The sequence below is a fragment of the Actinosynnema pretiosum genome, from assembly GCF_002354875.1.
Lineage (GTDB): Bacteria > Actinomycetota > Actinomycetes > Mycobacteriales > Pseudonocardiaceae > Actinosynnema > Actinosynnema auranticum.
Map to the genome: position 1 here is coordinate 1,458,198 of NZ_CP023445.1, position 16,458 is coordinate 1,474,655.

The 16,458-nt window shown below is 75.0% G+C and carries 17 protein-coding genes; 7 read left to right on the top strand and 10 right to left on the bottom strand.

Annotated elements, in window-relative coordinates:
- Positions 1-72: 72 nt before the first annotated feature.
- Both CNX65_RS06615 and CNX65_RS06620 read left to right on the top strand, forming a co-directional pair.
- A complete protein-coding gene (locus CNX65_RS06615) occupies positions 73-255 on the top strand; it encodes a hypothetical protein (RefSeq protein WP_096491967.1) in 183 nt (60 codons plus the stop codon).
- Positions 256-472: 217 nt separating this feature from the next.
- Entirely contained in the window at positions 473-1,504 is a 1,032-nt protein-coding gene (locus CNX65_RS06620) for a saccharopine dehydrogenase family protein (RefSeq protein WP_096491968.1), read from the top strand.
- On the opposite strand, the gene lipA is transcribed toward CNX65_RS06620, so the two are convergent.
- Both lipA and CNX65_RS06630 read right to left on the bottom strand, forming a co-directional pair.
- On the bottom strand, positions 1,479-2,483 hold the full coding sequence (lipA, locus tag CNX65_RS06625) for a lipoyl synthase (protein ID WP_096491969.1): 1,005 nt from the start codon (positions 2,481-2,483) through the stop codon (positions 1,479-1,481). The genes CNX65_RS06620 and lipA overlap by 26 nt on opposite strands.
- 15 nt (positions 2,484-2,498) lie before the next feature.
- Positions 2,499-3,422 (bottom strand): oxidoreductase, encoded by a 924-nt coding sequence (locus CNX65_RS06630; RefSeq protein ID WP_096491970.1) that lies wholly within the window; start codon positions 3,420-3,422, stop codon positions 2,499-2,501.
- 177 nt (positions 3,423-3,599) lie between these two features.
- Here CNX65_RS06630 and CNX65_RS06635 point away from each other — a divergent pair, with 177 nt between their 5' ends.
- Entirely contained in the window at positions 3,600-4,535 is a 936-nt protein-coding gene (locus tag CNX65_RS06635) for an LLM class F420-dependent oxidoreductase (RefSeq protein WP_096491971.1), read from the top strand.
- A 163-nt stretch (positions 4,536-4,698) separates the two neighbouring features.
- Here CNX65_RS06635 and CNX65_RS06640 read toward each other — a convergent pair whose 3' ends face one another.
- From CNX65_RS06640 to CNX65_RS06650, 3 genes are all read right to left on the bottom strand, one after another.
- The gene (locus tag CNX65_RS06640) at positions 4,699-5,697 is read right to left on the bottom strand and encodes a serine hydrolase (protein ID WP_096491972.1); all 999 of its coding nucleotides are present in this window, start codon (positions 5,695-5,697) and stop codon (positions 4,699-4,701) included.
- Between the two features lie 93 nt (positions 5,698-5,790).
- Positions 5,791-6,534 carry a lipoyl(octanoyl) transferase LipB gene (gene lipB, locus CNX65_RS06645; protein WP_096497650.1) on the bottom strand — a complete coding sequence of 248 codons (744 nt, stop codon included), beginning with the start codon at positions 6,532-6,534 and terminating at the stop codon, positions 5,791-5,793.
- A 34-nt stretch (positions 6,535-6,568) separates the two neighbouring features.
- Positions 6,569-7,378 (bottom strand): helix-turn-helix transcriptional regulator, encoded by an 810-nt coding sequence (locus CNX65_RS06650; RefSeq protein WP_096491973.1) that lies wholly within the window; start codon positions 7,376-7,378, stop codon positions 6,569-6,571.
- 102 nt (positions 7,379-7,480) lie between these two features.
- On the opposite strand from CNX65_RS06650, the gene CNX65_RS06655 reads away from it, so the two are divergent.
- Positions 7,481-7,924 carry a nuclear transport factor 2 family protein gene (locus tag CNX65_RS06655; RefSeq protein ID WP_096491974.1) on the top strand — a complete coding sequence of 148 codons (444 nt, stop codon included), beginning with the start codon at positions 7,481-7,483 and terminating at the stop codon, positions 7,922-7,924.
- Complete coding sequence (locus CNX65_RS06660) at positions 7,921-8,748, top strand: Rossmann-fold NAD(P)-binding domain-containing protein (RefSeq protein WP_096491975.1); 828 nt, start codon at positions 7,921-7,923, stop codon at positions 8,746-8,748. The genes CNX65_RS06655 and CNX65_RS06660 overlap by 4 nt, the downstream gene beginning before the upstream one ends.
- On the opposite strand, the gene CNX65_RS06665 is transcribed toward CNX65_RS06660, so the two are convergent.
- The 4 genes from CNX65_RS06665 to lpdA form a co-directional block, all read right to left on the bottom strand.
- A complete protein-coding gene (locus tag CNX65_RS06665; RefSeq protein ID WP_096491976.1) occupies positions 8,745-9,359 on the bottom strand; it encodes a phosphatase PAP2 family protein in 615 nt (204 codons plus the stop codon). The genes CNX65_RS06660 and CNX65_RS06665 overlap by 4 nt on opposite strands.
- Complete coding sequence (locus CNX65_RS06670; protein WP_096491977.1) at positions 9,359-10,252, bottom strand: TIGR01777 family oxidoreductase; 894 nt, start codon at positions 10,250-10,252, stop codon at positions 9,359-9,361. Before CNX65_RS06670 ends, CNX65_RS06665 begins: the two co-directional genes overlap by 1 nt.
- A gap of 150 nt (positions 10,253-10,402) precedes the next feature.
- Positions 10,403-12,115, bottom strand: a complete 1,713-nt coding sequence (gene sucB, locus CNX65_RS06675; RefSeq protein WP_096491978.1) for a 2-oxoglutarate dehydrogenase, E2 component, dihydrolipoamide succinyltransferase — start codon at positions 12,113-12,115, stop codon at positions 10,403-10,405.
- A 52-nt stretch (positions 12,116-12,167) separates the two neighbouring features.
- The gene (lpdA, locus tag CNX65_RS06680) at positions 12,168-13,538 is read right to left on the bottom strand and encodes a dihydrolipoyl dehydrogenase (protein WP_096491979.1); all 1,371 of its coding nucleotides are present in this window, start codon (positions 13,536-13,538) and stop codon (positions 12,168-12,170) included.
- A 177-nt stretch (positions 13,539-13,715) separates the two neighbouring features.
- Here lpdA and CNX65_RS06685 point away from each other — a divergent pair, with 177 nt between their 5' ends.
- Together CNX65_RS06685 and CNX65_RS06690 are read left to right on the top strand one after the other, a co-directional pair.
- Positions 13,716-14,039 (top strand): oxidoreductase, encoded by a 324-nt coding sequence (locus tag CNX65_RS06685; RefSeq protein ID WP_096491980.1) that lies wholly within the window; start codon positions 13,716-13,718, stop codon positions 14,037-14,039.
- Between the two features lie 161 nt (positions 14,040-14,200).
- Positions 14,201-14,809, top strand: a complete 609-nt coding sequence (locus tag CNX65_RS06690; protein ID WP_096491981.1) for an NAD(P)-dependent oxidoreductase — start codon at positions 14,201-14,203, stop codon at positions 14,807-14,809.
- 64 nt (positions 14,810-14,873) lie between these two features.
- Here the strand turns inward: CNX65_RS06690 and CNX65_RS06695 are convergent, their stop codons facing one another.
- Entirely contained in the window at positions 14,874-16,367 is a 1,494-nt protein-coding gene (locus CNX65_RS06695; protein WP_096491982.1) for a leucyl aminopeptidase, read from the bottom strand.
- Positions 16,368-16,458: the final 91 nt, after the last annotated feature.

Consider the following 16,458-nt stretch of genomic DNA (forward strand, 5'->3'; position numbering starts at 1 on the left):
CAACTCCCTTGGGAGAACCGCCGGATCCCCGGCCCCGCCATCCCCCTGGGCAGGGGCGTGGCAGGTCCTAGCTTGGCCCCATGCCGCCCAGGGCAGCACCTCACCGCGGTCGCCGCGGCGTTCGTGCTCTCGGGACTGCTGATCATGCTGCTCCCGCTGTCCACGAGCGGCCCGACCGGACTCGACGTGCCCTGCGGCAGCAGCCGTGGCGCGGCGGGCCTCGTCGGCGCGCTCCTCGTGCGCCGCCGCACCTGAGCGCCCCGACCCGGACCCGCCCGAGCACGCTGTTGCCCGCGCGCGTCGTTGTCCGGGCGAACCGTTGCCCGAGCGCGCCGGAGCCGAGCCCGAACCCGCAGCCCGAACCCCCAGCCCGAACCCCCGGCCGAACCCGCGACAGCAGCCCCACAGCTCCCGGCCGTCCCACCCGCCGCAGGCGGAACTCCGCCCCCACGACCGCCGGTAGCGTCTAGCCATGACGTGGATGGTCTACGGCGCCAACGGGTACACCGGGGCGCTCATCGCCGAGCTCGCCGTCGCGCGAGGCGAACGACCGGTGCTCGCGGGGCGGAACGGCCACAAGGTCGCCGCCGCCGCGCAGCGCCTCGGACTGGAGCACCGGGTGTTCCCCCTCGCCGACGCGGGGGCGCACCTGGACGGGGTCGACGCGGTCGTGAACTGCGCGGGGCCGTTCTCGGCCACCTGGCGCCCCCTGGTCGACGCCTGCCTGCGCACGAGGACGCACTACCTGGACATCACCGGCGAGATCGACGTGTTCGAGGGCATCGCCGCCCTCGACGCCGAGGCGAGGCGGGCGGGTGTGGTCCTGCTGCCCGGCGTCGGCTTCGACGTCGTCCCCACCGACTGCATCGCCGCCCTGCTGCACCACGCCCTGCCCGGCGCCACCCACCTCGACCTGGCGTTCCTGAGCGGCGGCGGCCCCAGCGCGGGCACCGCCGCCACCGCCGTCGAGGGCGCGGCGGGCGGCGGCAGGGCGCGGGTCGACGGGGAGCTGCGCTCGGTGCCGCTCGGGCACCGCCGCCGGGTCGCCGGGTTCCGCTCGGGCGCGCGGGACGTGCTCGCGATCCCCTGGGGCGACGTCAGCACCGCCCACCGCTCCACCGGCATCCCGAACATCACCACGTTCACCACGTTCCCGCCGCTGCTCGCGAAGGCCCACGGCGTCTTCCAGCCGCTGCTCGCGCTGCGCCCGGCCCGCCAGGTGGCGAAGGCGCTGGTCAGGCGGATCGGCGGCCCGTCACCGGCGGCGCGCGACACCAGCCGCAGCGAGGTGTGGGGCGAGGTGCGGGACGCGCGGGGGACCAGGGTCGAGGCCTCGCTCACCACCCCGAACGCGTACGCCCTGACCGCGGACAGCGCGGTCAGGGCGATCGGGCGGCTGCCGGACGTCGAGCCCGGCGTGCACACGCCGTCCAGCGCCTTCGGCGCGCACTACGCGCTGGAGCTGGACGACGTGGTGCTCAGCGAGCCGAGAGCAGCGCGCTGACCTCCTGCGCGGCGTCACCGGCCTGGAGGAGGTGCTCCAGGTTCTCCGGGAGGGTGTCGCCGCGCTTGGTCACGGCCTGGGCGTACAGCCGCCCGGCCCGGTAGGAGGAGCGCACCAGCGGCCCGGCCATGACGCCGCTGAAGCCGATCTCCTCGGCGGTCTCCTTGTGCACCACGAACTCCTCCGGCTTCACCCAGCGCTCGACCGGGTGGTGCCGGGGGGAGGGGCGCAGGTACTGCGTGATCGTGATGATCTCGCAGCCCGCCGCGTGCAGGTCGCGCAGCGCCTCGGCGACCTCCTCCGGGGTCTCGCCCATGCCCAGGATCAGGTTGGACTTGGTGACCAGACCGGCCTCGCGGGCGCGGGTGATCACCTCCAGGGACCGCTCGTAGCGGAACGCCGGGCGGATGCGCTTGAAGATGCGCGGCACGGTCTCCAGGTTGTGCGCGAGCACCTCGGGCCGGGAGTCGAACACCTCGGCCAGCTGCTCGGGCACCGCGTTGAAGTCCGGGATCAGCAGCTCGACGCCGGTGCCGGGGTTCAGCGCGTGGATCTGCCGCACGGTCTCCGCGTACAGCCACGCGCCGCCGTCGGCCAGGTCGTCGCGGGCCACGCCCGTGACCGTCGAGTAGCGCAGGCCCATGGCCTGCACGGACTCGGCGACCCGGCGGGGCTCGTCGCGGTCGAGGTCGGCGGGCTTGCCGGTGTCGATCTGGCAGAAGTCGCACCGGCGGGTGCACTGCTCACCGCCGATGAGGAAGGTCGCCTCGCGGTCTTCCCAGCACTCGTAGATGTTGGGGCACCCGGCCTCCTCGCAGACCGTGTGCAGGCCCTCGCGTTTGACCAGACCCTTCAGGTCCCGGTACTCCGGGCCCATCTTCGCGCGGGTCTTGATCCACGAGGGCTTCTTCTCGATCGGCGTCTGGCTGTTGCGCACTTCCAGCCGCAGCAGCTTCCGACCCTCAGGTACGACGGTCACGTCACCAACCCTACGTCACGCGGGGTCGGGCGCGACGCCCGTCAACTCGGCCGTCAGGTCCCACAACCGGGCCGCCGCGAGGCCGTCGCGGCCCGCCGCCGTCGACCGCGCGGGCGCCGGGTGGCCCCAGAAGCCGCCGAACCCGTCGGGGCCGTAGTAGCCGCCGCCGGTCACCAGTGGCGCGGTGGCCGCGTAGAGCTGCGGCAACGCGCCCGCGGCCGGGGACTGGGAGAGCGCGTCGGTGATCTTGCCCGCCCAGTCGACCAGCGCGTTCCGGTGCGCCTTGGCCATGGTCGAGCTGAGCTCGGTCCGCGAGACGCCGGGGTGCGCAGCGACGGAGGTCACGTCCGCGCCGGACAGCCTCAGCCGCCGGTCCAGCTCCCGCGCGAACAGCAGGTTGGCGAGCTTGGACTGGCCGTAGCCGACCCACGGGGCGTAGCGGCGCACCTCGAAGTTCGGGTCCGCCAGGTCCAGCCCGCCCAACCGGTGCGCGACGGACGACACGGTCACCACGCGGGCGCCTGCGCGGGCCCGCAGCGCGGGCACCAGCAGCCAGGTCAGCGCGGCGTGCCCCAGGTGGTTGACGCCGAACTGCGACTCGAACCCGTCGGCGGTGCGGGCGAGCGGCGGGGCCATCAGGCCCGCGTTGTTGACCAGCAGGTCCAGCCCGCCGCCGGTCAGCTCCAGGACCCGCTCGGCGGCGGCGCGCACCGACGCCAGCTCGCCCAGGTCCAGCCGCACGAGCTCGGCCTCGCCGTGCCGGGAGACCCGCTCGACGGCGGCCAGGCCGCGCTCGCGGGAGCGGCAGGCCAGCAGCACCCTGGCGCCCCTGGCGGCCAGCACCTCGGCGGTGCGCAGGCCCAGGCCGGAGTTCGCGCCGGTCACCAGCGCGGTGCGCCCTGCCTGGTCGGGGATGTCGACTTCGGTCCACTTGGCCATAGGTGCCTTCCTACCGGTCGGGTGGTGCGGTCGCGGCAGCCGGGGTGCGCGCTCGCGGGGCGCTGACCTGCGGTTCGCCCGAGCGGTCCGGCGCGGTGCGAAGTGGTGATCGGCGCGACAGCCCGCCCGGCGGTGGTCGAATCGCGGGGTCGGGGCCCGCGTCGTTAGCGTGGTGCGGTGGAACTCCGGATCTTCACCGAACCCCAGCAGGGCGCGGGCTACGACGACCTGCTCCGCGTCGCCCGCGCCGCCGAAGCCGCAGGGTACGGGGCGTTCTTCCGCTCCGACCACTACCTGAAGATGGGCTCGGTGGACGGCCTGCCCGGCCCCACCGACCCGTGGATCACCTTCGCGGGCCTGGCCCGCGACACCACGACCATCCGCCTCGGCACGCTCATGACCGCCGCCACCTTCCGCTACCCCGGCCCGCTGGCCATCAGCGTCGCCCAGGTCGACCAGATGTCCGGGGGCCGCGTCGAGTTCGGCCTCGGCGCCGGGTGGTACGAGGAGGAGCACACCGCCTACGGCATCCCGTTCCCGAGCGTGCGGGAGCGGTTCGACCGGTACGCCGAGCAGCTGGAGATCATCACCGGCCTGTGGGCCACCCCGGTCGGCGAGGACTACACCTTCCAGGGCGACCACTACCGGCTGATCGACGCCCCGGCGCTGCCCAAGCCCGTGCAGGACCGGGTGCCGGTGCTGATCGGCGGCAAGGGCGCCAAGCGCACGCCCGCGCTCGCCGCCAAGCACGCCACCGAGTTCAACCTGCCGTTCGTGGACGTCGAGTTCGCGGCCGAGCAGTTCGCCCGCGTCGACCAGGCGTGCCGCGACATCGGCCGCGACCCGGCGGAGATCACCCGCTCGGCGGCGCTGGTCGCGGCGATCGGCCGGGACGACGCGGAGGTCGCCCGCAGGGCCGCCGCGATCGGGCGCGACGTCGACGAGCTGAAGGCCAACGGCCTGGCGGGCACGCCCGCCGAGGTCGTGGACCGGCTCGGGCAGTGGCGGGAGCGCACCGGCGTCAGCCGGGTGTACCTCCAGCTGCTCGACCTGGCGGACCTGGACCACCTGGAGCTGGCGGCGGCGGAGATCGCGCCGCAGCTGAGGGGCTGAGCGCGACCGGCGGCGGGAGCGCCGTGCCGCCGCCGGGGCCCGCGCGGTCCCGGCGCCGGCCCGTGCGGTCCCGGCGCCGGCCTGTGCGGTCCCGGCGCCGGCCTGTGCGTGCCCGGCGCCGGCCTGTGCGTGCCCGCCGCCGGCCCGTGCGCGCCCGCCTGGCTCAGGCCAGCGCGGCGCGCAGGTCGGCGAGCACCGCGCCGTCCAGCAGCGCGCCCAGGACCAGGTCCTCGAACCCCCGCGCCGCCGCGTGCCGCTCCTGCGGCACCTCCGCCAGCAGGACCGCCACGACGCCCGTGCGGCCGTCCGCGAAGCGCGCGTGCCCGCCCACCGCGAGCACGCCCGGCAGCGCGCCGCCCGCGAGGCCGACGCCCAGCACGCCCGCAGGCGCCTCCCGCCCGGCCCCCAGCCAGGCGCGGCAGCGCGGGAGTCCCGGATCGGTGGCCAGCGCCCGGTGCGCCCGGCCCAGGCCGTCGGCGGTGCCGCGCCACGTCGTGCGCGCCCACGGCCGCAGGCCCTCGTACGCGCTCGGGGCCTGCGGGAGCCTGCCGAGCACCTCCAGCCGCACCCTCGGATCGGTCAGGTGCCCCGGCGCGTCCCGGCCCAGCACCAGGCGCACCCGGTGGTCCAGGGCGCTGGCCACCGGGGCGTCCGGCCAGCCCAGCCGGACCGCCGCCGCCCGCAGCGCGGGCTCGCCCAGCCGGTGCAGCAGCAGGTCCGCCGCCGCGCCGTCACCCCGCCTGACCAGCGCGGACGCCAGGTCGTCCAGGTCCACCGGGTGGTGCGGGTCGTCGGCGGTCGCGCCGTCGGTGGAGGTGATGCCGAGGTCGGCCAGCGCGGACGCGTGCGCGCCGCCGTCCAGGCCGAGGTGGTGGCGGTCCCAGTCGGCCACCGGGACCGGCCCGGTCGCGCCCGACAGCTCGTGCGCGGCCAGGTGCAGCGGCGCGATCGCGGTCCCGAGCGGCTGCGGCGCGTGCGGGCGGTGCGCGAGGGCGGGACCGGCGCCGGGGTCGACCACGGCGGCCACGCGCTCCCGGTTGTCGGCCAGCCAGTCCAGCCAGGGGCCGCGCGCCCCCGGCCGGGCGCTCGCCCTCCCGCCCACGAGCAGGGCGGCCCCGGCGATGCCGGTGGCGCGCAGCAGACCGCGTCTGGTGACGGGCACGGCGGACTCCCCTCCTCGGCTCCAGCGAGGGAACCCTAGGAGGGGAGTCGGCCCGCTGTCAGCGCTCGGCCGCGGTGAGGACCCGTTCGGGCGTCAGGCGCCCTGCACCGCGAAGGTGATGCCCGGCGCTGACGGCTCGGGGCGGGCCAGTGTGCGGTCGGTCAGCGGCAGGTCGCCGTTCAGCGCGTCGATCACGGCGGCCCTCGCCAGCGGCAGCACCTCGGCCACGGTCACGTCCCGGCCCAGCTCGTGCGAGAGCGAGGCGACGCCCGCGTCCCGGATGCCGCACGGGATGATGTCGGCGAACGCGTCCAGCGAGGCGTTGCAGTTGATCTCGAACCCGTGCATGGTCACGCCGCGCTGCACCCGGATGCCGATCGCGGCGACCTTGCGCTCCGGACCGCGCTCGTCGGCCGCGATCCACACCCCGCTGCGCCCCTCCACCCGACCGGTGGGCACGCCGAGCTGGTCGCACACGTGGATGAGGGCCTGCTCGACCCGCCGCACGTACTGGACCACGTCCAGCGGCTCGGCCAGCCCCACGATCGGGTAGCCGACGAGCTGGCCGGGCCCGTGCCAGGTGATCTTGCCGCCGCGGTCGACGTCGATGACCGGGGTGTCGCCGCCCCTCGGGCGCTCGTCGGCCTCGGTCCGCCTGCCGCAGGTGTACACCGGGGGGTGCTCCAGCAGCAGGAGGGTGTCGGTGGCGGTGCCGTCCGCGCGGGCGGAGGCGAGCTCCCGCTGGAGGTCCCAGGCGGCCTGGTACTCGATGGTGCCCAGTTCGCGCACGTCGAAGGGGGTGTTCTCGGCGCGGCAGGAGGAGTCGGTGCTGCTCACCACTCGACCCTACGCCTGACCGCCGCGCCGGTGGTCACCGCGCGGGGGCCAGTCGGGCCAGCCGCTCGGCGCTCGCGCTGCCCGGCGGCGCGGTGTGCAGCGCGACCCGCAGGTCGTGGCCGGGCACCACGAGCAGGTGCACGTCCAGCTCCAGCCGCCCCACCACCGGGTGCGCCACGACCTTGCGCACCACCGGCCGCTCCCGCACGTCGCGGGCCGCCCACGCGGCGGCGAACTCCGGGCTGTGCGCACCGAACTCCTCGGCCACCCGCGCCGTGCCCAGTCCGGGGAACCGCACGGCCGCCGCGCGCAGGTCGGCCGCCGCCCGCTCGGCGAACGCGCCGGGCTCGACCTCGCCGCACAGCGTCCCGCCGAACCGCCGGGACAGCGCCGCCAGCCCCCGCTCGCGCGCGGGCAGCGCGCCGAAGTCGGTGAACAGCGCCACCGCCGCCGCGTTCCAGGCCACCACGTCCAGCGCGGGCGCCACCGCGTAGGCGGGCGTCGCCCCCAGCCCGTCCAGCAGCGTGCGCACCGCGCCCGGCACCCCCGGTTCCGGCTCCTCGCCCACGGGCGCGTGCCCGGCCAACCGCGCCAGGTGCTCCCGCTCGGCCCCGGTCAGCCGCAGCGCCGCGCCCAGCGCGTCCAGCACCTGCGGCGACGGGTGCGGGGCCCGCCCCTGCTCGACCCGCTCGTAGTAGTTGACCGTCACCCCGGCCAGCCCGGCGACCTCCTCGCGCCGCAACCCCGGCGTCCTGGTCGACGGCGCCCGCCGCAGCCCGACCTGCGCCGGTCCCAACGACTCCCGCCGGGCCCGCAGGAACCCGGCCAGCTCACGCGCGCTCATCCTCCCCACCCTGGCACAGGACCTCCCGGCGAGCCACGGACCGCCGGGAGGGGGCTCGACCGGCAGTGCCGCGCCCGGCCCGCCGCCCGCACGATCGACGGCGTGGACAACGACCCGGAGCTGACCTTCCGCCGACTGCTCGACCTCCTGCTGGCCAAGGACATGGACGCCGTGGCGGACCTGTGGGCCGTGGACGGGACCGCCGAGTTCCCGTTCGCCGAGGCGGGCTCCCCGACCCGCCTCGAGGGCCGCGAGCAGGTGCGCGCCTACCTGGCCGGCTACCCCGACCTGGTGGACGTCGCCGAGATCCCCGAGCTGGTCGTGCACCGCACGGCCGACCCGAGCACGGCGGTGGTCGAGTTCACCGCCGTCGGCCGCACGACCGCGACCGGAGCCCCCTACCGGCTCGACTACGTCTCCATCGTCACCGTGGTGGACGGCCTCTTCACCGCCTACCGCGACTACTGGAGCCCCGTCGCCGCCGCGCGGGCCACGGGCGGGCTGGGCGACCTGGTCGCCGCGCTCGACCGCGAGGCGACCGCGTGAGCGTGGTGGTGATCGGCGCGAGCGGCACCACCGGCCGGGCCCTCACCGCCCTGCTGGAGGCGGGCGGCACCCCGTTCCGGCGGGCGAGCCGCACCCCGGCCCCCGGCGCGACCCGGTTCGACTGGCACGACCCGAGCACCCACCGCGGGCTCCTGGACGGCGCGACCGCCGTCTACGCCGTCCCGCCGCCCACCACCGGCGACCCGCTGCCCGCCGTGCGCCCGCTGCTCGACCTGGCCCGCCGCACCGGCCTGCCCAGGCTCGTGCTGCTCGGCTCCCTCGCGGTCCTGCCGGACGCCCCCGGCGCCGCCGAGCTGGAGGCCGAGGTGCGCGGGACCCCCGGCTGGTCCGTGCTGCGGCCCGCCGGGTTCATGCAGAACCTCACCGGCGCGCACCCGCTGGCCGCGCGGGTGCGCGAGCGCGGCGAGCTGCTGTCGGCGAGCGGCGACGGCCGGGTCGGCTGGATCGACGCGCGGGACGTGGCCGCCGCCGCGCACGCCGCCCTCCTCGCCGACCGGACCGAGGCCGAGCACCGGCTCACCGGGCCGAGGGCGCTCAGCTACCCGGAGGTCGCGCGGATCATCACCGAGCGGACCGGGCGGGCCGTGGAGGTGGTGGAGGTGTCCGCCCCCGAGCTGGCCGGGCACTTCCGGGCCGCCGGGATGCCCGCGCCGTTCGCCGACCGCCTCGCCCGCTACAACGCCGCGATCCGCGACGGCGGCGAGGGGGAGCTGACCGACGGCGTCACCCGGCTCACCGGTCGCGCGCCGCGCCCGTTCGCCGGGTTCGTCGACGACCACCGCGCGGAGTGGGCCACCGGCTAGCCGGGCCCGGCCACCACCGGCCGCGGGGGCAGCCGCAGCGCCGCGCAGCACAGCAGCCCGGCCCCGGTGGTGGCCAGCACCGCCCCGACCGTGTCGGTGAACCAGTGCATCTCCAGCACCACCCGGCTGGTCGCCGTCAGCAGCACCGCCAGCACCCCGAGCGCCACCACCGGGCGCAGGTGGCGGCGGGCCAGGGCCGCGCACACCACCGCGGCGGTGAACGCCACCGCCGTCACCGCCGTGACGTGCCCGCTCGGGTAGCTCCACTGCGGGTACTCGATCGGCCGGATCCGCCGGTACCCGTACCGGGCCCACACGGTCGCCCAGCACACCGCCAGCAGCACCGCGAACCGCGCCACCAGCGGGTCGCGGGCGATCACCGCCCGCGCCACCAGGGAGACCAGCGCGATCGTGGCCAGCCCTGGGCTCAGCACCAGGCTGACCACCGTCGCGGGCAGCACGACCCAGGACCCGAGCCCCAGCGCCGCGTCGTGCAGCGCCACGTCCACCCCCGGCGCGGGCGCGCCCCGCACCAGCAGCCCGAGCACCGCCGAGCACCCGAGCAGCACCAGCCCGGCCAGCGCCTGCCAGGCCGTGGAGGGCGACCGCACTACCGGGGGGTGATCGCGGCGGCGACGGCGGACCCGAGCGCCGGGTGCAGGAACGTGAAACCGGACCGCTCCAGCGCCTTCGGCACCGCCCGCTGCCCCGCCAGCACGCCCTCCTCGGCCAGCCCGCCCAGCACCGCCTTCAGCGCGAACGGCGGCACCACCCACGGCGTCGGCCGGCGCAGCGCGTGCCCGAGCGTGCGGGTGAACTCGGCGTTGGTCACCGGGCTCGGCGCGGTCAGGTTCACCGGGCCGCCCACGGTCCCGGTCTCCAGCACGTGCACGACGGCCGCGACCACGTCGTCCAGCGCGATCCACGGCATGTACTGCCGCCCGGACCCGAGCCTGCCGCCCAGCCCGAACGAGAACAGCGGCTTGAGCTTGCCGAACAGCCCGCCCGACGGGCTGATCACCAGCCCGGTGCGCAGCTTCACCACGCGCACCCCGGCCTCCTCGGCCTGCCGGGTGGCGCCCTCCCACTCGCGGCACAGCGCGGCCAGGAACCCGGTCCCGGACGGGGTTCCCTCGTCGACCAGCGCCTCACCGGTGTCGCCGTAGAACCCGACCGCGCTCGCGTTCACCAGCACCGGCACCCGGTGCTGCACGACGGCGGCGGCCAGCACCTCGGTGGGCGTGGTGCGGCTGTCCAGCAGGACCTGCTTGCGCGCGTCGTTCCACCGGCGGTCCCCGACCCCGGCCCCGCACAGGTTCACCACGGCGTCGACCCGCTCCAGCGTCCCCTCGTCGATCTTCGCCGAGGGCGGGTCCCAGAACCGCTCGTCCGGCGCGGCGGGCCTGCGCCGCACCAGCCGGAGCACGTCGTGACCACCCGCGCGCAGCGCCGCCACCAGAGAAGTGCCGATGAGACCCGAGGAACCAGCGATGACCACGCGCATGGGGTGATCGTCTCTCAGCGGCGGCGGGCTCGCACACCGGCGGTCCCGGCGAACGGGTGAGGTCCGCCGCACCTGCCCCGAGAGTTCACGCCGGAAAGCGGAGAACCCGCCCCCTGATCAGGGAGCGGGTTCTCGCGGGTGCTGCCGCCGTCAGAGGCCGAGGTCGCCCTCGAAGGCGCCTTCCTCCAGGCGGTTCTTCATGGTGCTCAGGAAGCGACCGGCGTCCGCGCCGTCCACCAGGCGGTGGTCGTAGGTCAGGGCCAGGTAGGCCATGGACCGGATCGCGATCGTGTCGTCGCCGTTGGCGTCGGTGATCACCACGGGGCGCTTCTTGACCACGCCGACGCCCAGGATGCCGACCTGCGGCTGCTGGATGATCGGGGTGTCGAAGAGGGCGCCGTTGCTGCCCAGGTTGGTCAGCGAGAACGTGCCGCCGGTCAGCTCGTCCGGGGTCAGCTTGTTCGCGCGCGCCCGACCGGCCAGGTCGTTGATCTTGAGCGACAGGCCCGCCAGGTTCAGCTCGCCCGCGTTCGAGATCACCGCGTTGAGCAGGCCGCGCTCGGTGTCGATCGCGATGCCGAGGTGCTCGGAGCCGTGGTACGTGACCTCCTTCTTCGCCTCGTCGATGGAGGCGTTCAGCACCGGGTGCTGCTTCAGGGCCTCGACCGCCGCCTTGGCGAAGAACGGGAGGAACGTGAGCTTCGTGCCCTCGCGCTGCTCGAACGCGGACTTCGCCCGGCTGCGCAGGCGCGCGATCCGGGTGACGTCCACCTCGAACACCTGGGTGAGCTGGGCCGACATCTGCAGCGACTCGCGGGTCCGCTGGGCCACGATCTGGCGCAGGCGGGGGAGCTTCTGCGTGGTGCCGCGCTTGCCGCTGGTGTCCACGGCGGCGGGCTTGGCGGCGGGCGCGGCCGGGGCGGCAGCGGCGGCGGGCGCGGCGGCCGGGGCCTTCTTGGCCTCGACGGCGGCCAGCACGTCCTGCTTGCGGATGCGACCGCCGACGCCGGTGCCCTTCAGGGAACCGAGGTCGATGCCGTTCTCCGAGGCCAGCTTGCGCACCAGCGGGGTGACGTAGGGCGCGCCCTCGTCACCGGACTTCTCGGCGGCCGGAGCGGCCTGCTTGGGGGCCTCCTGCTTCGGGGCCTCGGCCTTGGGGGCCTCCGCCTTCGGCGCCTCCTGCTTGGGCGCCTCGGCCTTGGGGGCCTCCTGCTTGGGGGCCTCGGGAGCCGGAGCGGCCTTCGGGGCCTCCTGCTTCGCGGGGGTGCCGGAGCCGATCACGGCCAGCTTGCCGCCGACCTCGACCGTCTCGTCCTCGCCCGCGGTGATCTCCAGCAGCGTGCCCGCCACCGGGGACGGGATCTCGGTGTCGACCTTGTCGGTCGAGACCTCCAGCAGGGGCTCGTCGACCTCCACCGAGTCGCCGACCTGCTTGAGCCAGCGGGTCACGGTGCCCTCGGTGACGCTCTCGCCCAGGGCGGGCATCGTCACCGGGGTGCCGTCGGCGCTGCCGCCGGACGGGGCGGCCTCGGTCTCGGGCTCGGGGTCGGACTGCGGCTCGGGCTGGGCCTCCTCGGCCGGGGCGGCCGGGGCGGGGGCCGAGTCCGCCGGAGCGGAGTCCTCGGAACCGTCGCCGATCACCGCCAGCTCGGCGCCGACCTCGACGGTCTCGTCCTCCTGGGCGACGATCTTCTGCAGGACGCCCGCGGCGGGCGAGGGGATCTCGGTGTCGACCTTGTCGGTCGAGACCTCCAGCAACGGCTCGTCGACCTCGACCCGGTCGCCCTCCTGCTTCAACCAGCGGGTGACCGTGCCCTCGGTGACGCTTTCACCGAGTGCGGGCATCGGAACGGAGATGGCCATCGTTCGCTGACTCCTCGTGCGTTAAGTCGTTCGGCTGACTGGGGTGCGGCGGTCAGCCGTGCACGTGCAGCGGCTTGCCGGCCAGGGCGAGGAAGGCCTCGCCGAGGGCTTCCGTCTGGGTCGGGTGGGCGTGGATCAGGGGAGCCACGTCCTCCGGGTATGCCTCCCAACCGTAGATCAGCTGGGCCTCGCCGATCAGCTCGCCGACCCGCTCGCCGACCATCGTGACGCCCACGACGGGCCCCTCGGGCGCCTTGACCAGCTTGATGCCGCCCGCGGTCTTCAGGATCTGGCTCTTGCCGTTGCCCGCAAGGTCGTAGACGAAGGTCTCGACCGAGCCGTACTTCTCCTTGGCTGCCGCCTCGGAGAGGCCGACGGAGGCGACCTCGGGCTTGCAGTAGGTGACGCGCGGGATCCCCGCCTCGTCGATCACCTTGGGGTTCTGCCCCGCGATCTCCTCGGCGACGAAGATGCCCTGCTGGAAGCCCCGGTGGGCCAGCTGCAGGCCACGGACGATGTCGCCGACCGCGTAGACGTTCGGGAGGTTGGTGCGCAGGCGCTCGTCGGTGGTGACGAACCCGCGGTCGATCTCGATCCCGGCTTCCTCGTAGCCGTGGCCCGCGCTGTTCGGGCCCCGGCCGACGGCCACCAGGAGCAGGTCGGCGTCCAGCACGTCGCCGTTCTCCAGCGACACCGACACCCCGGTGTCGGACTGGGTGGCGCCGGTGAACTTCACGCCGGTCTTGAACTTGATGCCCCGGCGGCGGAACGCGCGCTCCAGCTGCTTCGAGGCGTACTCGTCCTCGGCGGGGACCAGGCGGGGCAGCGCCTCCACGATGGTCACGTCCGCGCCGAAGGAGGCCCACACGCTGGCGAACTCGACGCCGATGACGCCGCCGCCGAGCACGACGACCTTGTCCGGGACGTGGTCCAGGTTCAGCGCCTGGTCGCTGGTGATGACCCGGCCGCCGATCTCCAGGCCGGGCAGGCTGCGCGCGTACGAGCCGGTGGCCAGCACGACGTTCTTGCCGGTGTAGCGGGCGCCGTCGACCTCGACGGAGTTCGGGCCGACGAACGTGCCCGCGCCCTGGACCAGGGTGACCTTGTTGGCCTTCGCCAGGCCCTGCAGGCCCTTGTACAGCCTGCTGATCACCCCGTCCTTGTACGAGTTGACCCCGGCCATGTCGATGCCCGCGAGGGAGGACTTCACGCCGAACTGCTCGCCCTCGCGGGCGTTGTCCGCGACCTCGGCCGAGTGCAGCAGCGCCTTGGTGGGGATGCAGCCTCGGTGCAGGCAGGTGCCGCCCAGCTTGTCCTTCTCGACCAGGATGACGGACAGGCCCAACTCCGCCGCGCGGAACGCGCAGGCGTAGCCGCCCGATCCGCCACCGAGGATCACCAGGTCGGCGGAGGTGTCGGTCACGGATTTCTCCCTAGGAGAGCTTGATGCCTTACTCCGCGCGGGTGCGCGCGGGTGGTTGCCATCTTGTCACTACACCGGTGGGCGCGGCGACGCGGTGTCCTCTTCGGAGGATTTGGCCCGGCTTTCACACCCCGGCCGGCACCATGTCCGGCAACAGTGGCCTTGGGAGGTTCGCAGGTGGGCCTTTTCGATCGTTTCCGCAGGAAGAGCCGTCCCGGCGTGCTCCGCGCGCCGACCTCCGCCGACACCGGCCACCTGGAGCGCTGGGCGGCCGAGCGGCGCGGGGTCGAGGCCTACGTGGAGCCCCGGACGACCGTGACGGAGACCACTGTCGTCCTCGTGGCGCACGACGGCGAGTGGACCAGGCGGCGCATCGACGGCGAGGAGGGCGCGAAGCGGTTCGCGCGCAAGCTCGGGATGCCGATCTACGACGCCGGGATCGTGGGCTACCCCAAGCGGATGCGCGAGTACAGCCGTCGGAAGTCCGCCGGGGAGATCTGACCGGAGCAGGCCGTTCGGCCGCGCGGACTGTCGGGAAGATCACCCCTTCGGGAGCCGCCGGGGGTGGGCGGAAGCGTCGCGCGCGTGCGTAGTACTGCTGTGCACATGATCAACTCCCTGTCCCCTGACCCTCTGATCGGAACGCGTCCCGGAGGCGCGCGGTGAAGCTCGCGGTGCTCGGCGCGAGCGGCCGGACCGGCGCGCTCGTCGCCCACCTGGCGCGCGGGCGCGGCCACCACGTCACCGGTGTCGTGCGCACCGGCAACGGCCGCGACCACGTGGCCGACCCGCTCGACCCCGAGGCCCTCGCGCCCGCGTTCGCCGGTGCGGACGCCGTGGTCAGCGCCATCGGGCCGCGCTCGGCCCGCAAGCCCACCAGCGTGCTCGTCGACAGCGCCACCAGCGCGATCGCCGCCATGCGGCTCGCCGGGGTGCGCAGGCTGCTCGTGGTCAGCAGCAGCGCCACCGCCGAGTCCGGCGACACCCCGGTGGTCGCCGCGCTGGTCACACCCCTGCTGCGCTCGGTGTTCCGGCACGCCTGGGCGGACGTCTCGGCGATGGAGCCGGTCGTGCGCGCCAGCGGCCTCGACTGGACGCTCGTGCGCGCGCCGATGCTCACCAACGGACCCGCGCGGGGGCGGTACCGGGTGCGGGAGGAGCGCAGCGTGCTCGGCGGGCTGTCCCTGTCCCGCACCGACCTCGCCGCGTTCCTGCTCGACCGGGTCGAGGACCCGGAGTCGTTCGGGAAGGCGCTCGCGGTCGCGTACTGACGAACGCGCGCGGCCCCGGCGGGAAACTCCCGCCGGGGCCGCGCGATCGGTCGGAACCCGGAGGTCAGCCCTTGTCCGCGATGTCCGCGAGCAGCGCCGCGAGCGTCCGCACCGGGACGCCCGTGCCGCCCTTCGTGGTGTACCCGTGCGCGCCACCGGTGTGGTAGGCCGGGCCCGCGATGTCGATGTGCGCCCACTGCACGCCCTCGGCCACGAACTCCTTGAGGAACAGGCCCGCCGACAGCATCCCGCCCCACCGGTGCCCGGTGACGTTCGCCAGGTCCGCCAGCCGCGAGTCCAGGTCGCCGCGCAGCTCCTCCGGCAGCGGCATCGCCCACGCCTGCTCGCCCACCGCGCGGCCCAGCTCGGCCACCCGGTCGCGCAGCTCGTCCGTGCCCATGACGCCCGAGGTGCGCTTGCCCAGCGCCACGACCTGCGCGCCGGTCAGCGTGGCCACGTCGATCAGGTAGTCCGGGCCGTCCTCGCACGCGCGGGTGATCGCGTCGGACAGGATCAACCGGCCCTCGGCGTCGGTGTTCAGCACCTCGACGGTCTTGCCGCCGTACATCTTCAGCACGTCGCCGGGCCGGTAGGCCGCGCCGGACGGCATGTTCTCCGCCATCGGCACCCACGCGGTGATGTCCAGCGGGTACTTCAGCTTCGCCGCGAGCACGACGGTGGCGACCACGGCCGCCGCGCCGCTCATGTCCGAGGTCATCTCGTCCATGCCGCCCGCGGGCTTGATGGAGATGCCGCCGGTGTCGAAGGTGATGCCCTTGCCGACCAGCGCGACCTTCTTGGTCGCCTTCGGGCCCTTGTAGGACAGCCGGACCAGGCGCGGCTGGCGGGTCGAGCCGCCGCCGACGCCGAGGATGCCGCCGAAGCCCTGCTTGCGCAGCGCCTTCTCGTCGAGCACCTCGGTCTCCACGCCCTCGGCCGAGGCCAGCGCGACGGCGCGCTCGGCGAACGAGGCCGGGTACAGGTCGTTCGGCGGGGTGTTGATCAGGTCGCGGGTGGCCGTGACGGCCTCGGCGATCGCGGTCGCGGCCTTGAGCGTGGCGTTGTGCGCGCGCTTCACGCCCTCGGCGGGCGGCACCAGGTCCAGCCTGGCGACCGGGCCCTCGCCCTTGTCGGACTTGTACTCCTTGAAGGTGTACCCGCCCAGCAGAGCGCCCTCGACCGCGGCGGCCAGGTGCACGGACGACAGGGTGGTCACGGCGCGCTTCTTGCCGACCAGCGCGCGGGCCGCCGCGCCGGAGGCCTTGCGCACCTGCTCCTCGCTGACCTGGCCGTCCGCGCCGGGCTTGCCGAGGCCGACCGCGAGCACGATCGGGGCCTCCAGCCTGCCCATGGTCGGGATGGTCACGACCTCCTCGGTCTTGCCGGTCGCGCCCAGCGCGCCCAGCACCTCCAGCAGGGCGCCGTCGAAGGCGGTGTCGACGGGCGCGGCGGCCGGGATGAGCGCGAGCCCGTCGGGGCCCTGGAGGGTTCCCACCACGATGGCGTCAGAGGCGGTGGTCAGGTCACTGTCGGTGATGGACAGCTTCGGCGCGGTCAAGTTGCTGCTCCTCGTCGGGTTTCCTCCCGGCACTTACCAGGTGTGCTGCGGGAACGGGTGACGGACGCTGACGAATGCTAAAGGTCTTGCT